Origin of the sequence: Actinoplanes sp. NPDC048791, from assembly GCF_040650095.1 — a bacterium.
GTDB lineage: Bacteria > Actinomycetota > Actinomycetes > Mycobacteriales > Micromonosporaceae > Actinoplanes.
The window spans coordinates 1-4,207 of sequence record NZ_JBEZGQ010000764.1 but is presented as its reverse complement, the minus strand read 5'-3'; the positions used below and the strand labels follow the sequence as shown (position 1 = coordinate 4,207).

Genomic DNA, 4,207 nt, shown 5'->3' with positions numbered 1-4,207 from the left:
GCCGCCGGCAGCGACGTGGCCCGGGTCGAGGCGGCCGTCGCCCGCCGCGGCGAGGACCCGCAGCCCGGCCTGAGTGCGCTCGGCGCGCTCGCCGTCGAGACCCCCGACCTGGACGTGTACGCGGAGATCCCGCTCAGCTGGGGCCTGCTCGCGGGCCTCGACACGGTGGCCGCCCAGCGCGCCGACGGCCTGCGGATCGCGCCCAAGTTCCGGGTCGGCGGGCTGGCCTCCGAGCTGTTCCCGACCCCGGTCGAGCTGGCCGCCGTCATCTGCGCCTGCCGCGACCGCAACCTGCCGTTCAAGCTCGCCGCCGGGCTGCGTCACGCGCTGCGGCACACCGACCCCGAGACCGGCTTCACCCACCACGGCTTCCTGAACGTGCTGGTCGCGTCGGCGGCGGCCAGCGACGGCGGAGAGGTGGCCGAGGTCGCCGAGGCGCTGGCCGCGACGCATCCGGTGCCGCTGGTCGAGCCGGCCCGCTCGCGCCGGACCGAGCCACGGCCGCTGTGGGTCGGCTTCGGGGCCTTCAACGTGCTGGAGCCGCTGACGGAGCTCATCCGTCTCGGCCTGATCAACGGCGGCTACGAGTGACCCTCTTCGACCTGCGCAACCTCCCGTACGGCGTGTTCAGCACCGGCGACGGGGTGCGGCGGATCGGCGTCCGGCTGGGCGACGCGGTGCTGGACCTGTCCCGGGCCGAGGAGCAGGACCTGATCCTGGCCGGGGGTGCGCTGCGGCAGCCTGCGCTCAACGTGCTGATGGCGCTGGGGCGTCCGCTGTGGAGTGCCATCCGGGCCCGGGTCGTCCAGCTGGCCCCCACGCTGCCGGCCGTCCCGCTGGCCGACGTCGAGCTGCACCTGCCGTTCGAGGTGGCCGACTACACCGACTTCTACTCCTCCGAGCACCACGCCACCCAGGTCAGCCGGATCCTGCGGCCCGAACGGCCCGGGCTGCAGCCGAACTGGAAGCACCTGCCGATCGGCTACCACGGGCGCGCGGGCACGGTCGTGGTCTCCGGCACCCCGGTCGAGCGGCCCGCCGGTCAGCTCGGTCCCGGCGAGTTCGGGCCGTCCCGGCGGCTCGACGTCGAGGCCGAGGTCGGTTTCGTGGTGGGCGTACCGGGCCGGCGGATCAGCACGGCCGACTTCGCCGAGCACGTCTTCGGGGTGGTCCTGGTCAACGACTGGTCGGCCCGCGACATCCAGGCGTTCGAGTACCAGCCGCTCGGGCCGTTCCTGGCCAAGTCGTTCGCCACGTCGGTGTCGCCGTGGGTCGTGCCGCTCGAAGCGCTGTCCGGTGCGCTCGTGCCCCCGGTCGCGCAGGACCCGGTGCCGGCGGAATACCTCAGGCCCCCGGGCGACGGGCTGGACCTGAGCCTGACGGTCGACTGGAACGGGACCACGGTCAGCTCACCACCGTTCGCCCAGATGTACTGGACGCCCGCCCAGCAGCTCGCCCACCTGACCGTCAACGGCGCCAGCGTCCGCACCGGCGACCTCTTCGCCTCCGGCACGGTCTCCGGCCCCGAGCGCGCGCAGGCCGGCTCGTTCCTGGAGCTGACCTGGAACGGCACCGAGCCGGTGAAGCTCGACGACGGCTCGGCCAGGGGCTTCCTGCTCGACGGCGACACGGTCACCATCAGCGCTACCGCACCCGGCGTGGACGGCGCGCCGATCGGGCTGGGGTCCGTAACCGGAACTGTCTGTCGCTGAGGGACGACTCGCCGTACCTTGTAGGCGGGAGGTCGGGGATGTCCACGGTTGCGGTGACACGGCTGGTCGAGGCGCCGGTGGCTGCCGTGTGGCGCGTCTTCACCGACCTGCCCAGCCGCTGCGAACGGCTGTCCACGGTCATCGCCGTCGAGCTGTTGACCCAGGGACCCTTCGGCGCGGGCACCGAATGGCGCGAGACCCGCACGATGGCCGACGGCACGGAGATCACCGAGGAGTTCCGCGTCGACGAGTGCGTGAGCCCGCAACGCTTCGTGGTCAGCTCGCCCGGCATCGGCGCCGAATACCGGATGACCTACACGTTCGTGCCGGTGCTCGAGGGCCGGCACCGCGGCGGCACGATGGTCACCGTGGTCCAGGACGGCACCCCGACCGCACCGGCGGGCCGGTTTCTGGCACTGGTCTTCGGCGGGCTGGCAGCCCGTACGGTCGAGGGCGCGCTCCGGCGTGACCTGGAGGACCTGGCCGCTGCCGCCTGACCTATCGTCCCTGTGGTGACCGGGAAGCTGCTGCGCGTGCCGGCCGCCGTCGTCGTGCTGGCGGCCGCGGTCCTGATCGGCTGGCGCGTGCTGGCCCCCGCCGAGGTCCTCGAACCGGCCACCGGTGCCCTGCCCGTCGCCGTCACCCGGCCGCCCGGCGTCACCGGCAAGACCACGATGGCCCCGCTGATCGTCGCCGGCAGCGTCCGGGTCTACGCGGGCAAGCGCCTGGTCAAGGCGGACGGGCCGGTCGAAGCGAAGACGATGTACACCCCGCGGTGGTCGTTCCGGCGCTGGCCCGAGCAGCTCACCGGGATCGTCGCGGTGGCGGCCACGGTGGTCACCCGGTGGTCGGACGGTGCGCTCGTGGCGCTGGACGGCCGTACCGGGAAGCAGGTCTGGCGGGCCGCCGGGGCCGGCGCCGAACCCTTCACCGGACGCACCGGCTCCGCGGCGGTCTGGGCCCCGCCGGGCCTGCACACCGCCGGGACCAGCGTGCTGATCACCGACGGCCGGCAGCTGATCGCCCGCGCCGGCACGGACGGCACCCAACGTTGGGCGGTGACCCTGCCGCCCGGCTGCGGCGCCGGCTTCGTGACCGCGGGCGGCCGGTACGTGTGCAGCTCAGGCGCGTGGGACGTGCTGTCGGGCAACCCGGTCCGGGGCTGGCCGGCCGGGCCGTTCACCGCGATCGGGTGCGACGTGGCCCGCTCGGACTGCGCCGGCCTGCGCGACGGGACCGGCCAGGGCTGGCTGACCGGCGGCCGACGACCGGAACGGGCTCCCGCCCTGGACACCCCGGACGCCACGGCCGGCGGCGACCTGGTGCTGAGCGCGTCGGGCAGCGCTGTGGTGGCTTCCCGCGCGGGCAGCGAGGCGTGGCGGTGGACCGGCGCGGCGCAGGTGCTCGGCGTCCGGGCCGGACGGGCCGTGCTGCTCACGCCGGACCGGCGGCTGATCGTGCTGGACGCGGCTACCGGTGCGCAGCGGGCGATGTTCCCGCTCTACGTGCCCGACGAGCGCGTCGAGCCGTGGACACCGGACGGGTGGCAGCTGACGGACGGCTATCTGGCGGTGCAGCGGCTGCTGCCGGATTCGAGCTTCTACACGACGGACCCCGTGGTCATCGCCGCGATCTAGAGTCTGCCGGCCGTCATGCCGGCTGGACACACTCTAGGGTGGATCGCATGCGGGTGGTGCTGGACGGCCTGGTCATGGGCGAGTCGACCCGGTGGCATGACGGGCGGCTCTGGTTCTGCGACTGGGGCGCCGGCGAGATCGTCGTCATGAACGCCGACCAGCCCGAGGTGGTGGCCCGGATCGACGACTTCCCGTTCTGCATCGACTGGCTGCCCGACGGGCGGCTGCTGGTGATCACCGGACGCGGGCTGCTGCTGCGCCGCGAGCCGGACGGCAGCCTGGTCACCCACGCGGACCTGACGGCGTTGGGCGGGACGCACCCGTGGAACGACATCGCCGTCGACTCGCGCGGGCACGCCTACGTGAACAACATCGGCTTCGACTTCCCGGGTGGCGAGCCGGCGCCGGGCCTGATCGCCGTGGTCGACCCGGACGGCACGGCCCGGCAGGTGGCTGACGGCGTGCAGTTCCCGAACGGCATGGCGGTGACCGCCGACGACCGCACCCTGATCGTCGCCGAGTCGTACGCGGGCCGGCTCACCGCATTCACCATCGCGGCGGACGGCAGCCTCGGCGACCGGCGGACCTGGGCGGCGCTGGGCACCGGCGTCCCGGACGGCATCTGCATCGATGCGGAGGGTGCGGTCTGGTACGCCGACGTGCCGAACAAGTGCTGCGTGCGGGTGCGCGAGGGCGGCGAGATCCTGCGAACCGTTGGGCTGGACCGTGGCGGTTTCGCTTGCGCGATCGGTGACGGCACCTTGTACGCGGTCACCGCGGTCTACCCCAGCACGGACGGGCCGGCCGGCCAGCTCGTCGCCGTGACCCTCTAGATTCGTCGGCCGCCCGGCCCCCGGC

Annotated in this window: 5 protein-coding genes; all 5 read left to right on the top strand. The window is 73.9% G+C overall.

Annotated features, from left to right (window positions below; translation table 11 throughout):
• Window positions 1-591: hypothetical protein (locus tag AB0C29_RS36475; protein WP_360830288.1), on the top strand; the 591-nt coding region annotated here is incomplete at its 5' end.
• The gene (gene fahA / locus AB0C29_RS36470) at window positions 588-1,712 is read left to right on the top strand and encodes a fumarylacetoacetase (RefSeq protein ID WP_360830285.1); all 1,125 of its coding nucleotides are present in this window, start codon (window positions 588-590) and stop codon (window positions 1,710-1,712) included. The genes AB0C29_RS36475 and fahA, both read left to right, overlap by 4 nt.
• A gap of 38 nt (window positions 1,713-1,750) precedes the next feature.
• Window positions 1,751-2,209, top strand: a complete 459-nt coding sequence (locus AB0C29_RS36465) for an SRPBCC family protein (RefSeq protein ID WP_360546019.1) — start codon at window positions 1,751-1,753, stop codon at window positions 2,207-2,209.
• A 15-nt stretch (window positions 2,210-2,224) separates the two neighbouring features.
• Window positions 2,225-3,349, top strand: coding sequence for a PQQ-binding-like beta-propeller repeat protein (locus AB0C29_RS36460; protein ID WP_360830282.1), 1,125 nt, complete (start codon window positions 2,225-2,227; stop codon window positions 3,347-3,349).
• A gap of 47 nt (window positions 3,350-3,396) precedes the next feature.
• Window positions 3,397-4,182, top strand: a complete 786-nt coding sequence (locus AB0C29_RS36455; protein WP_360830279.1) for an SMP-30/gluconolactonase/LRE family protein — start codon at window positions 3,397-3,399, stop codon at window positions 4,180-4,182.
• The last annotated feature ends 25 nt before the right edge of the window (window positions 4,183-4,207 follow it).

What these genes read in the sequence shown, in the direction of transcription:
- AB0C29_RS36455 (WP_360830279.1), top strand. Translation starts at nt 3,397, where the DNA reads ATGCGGGTGGTGCTGGACGGCCTGGTCATGGGCGAGTCGACCCGGTGG.
- AB0C29_RS36465 (WP_360546019.1), top strand. Translation starts at nt 1,751, where the DNA reads ATGTCCACGGTTGCGGTGACACGGCTGGTCGAGGCGCCGGTGGCTGCC.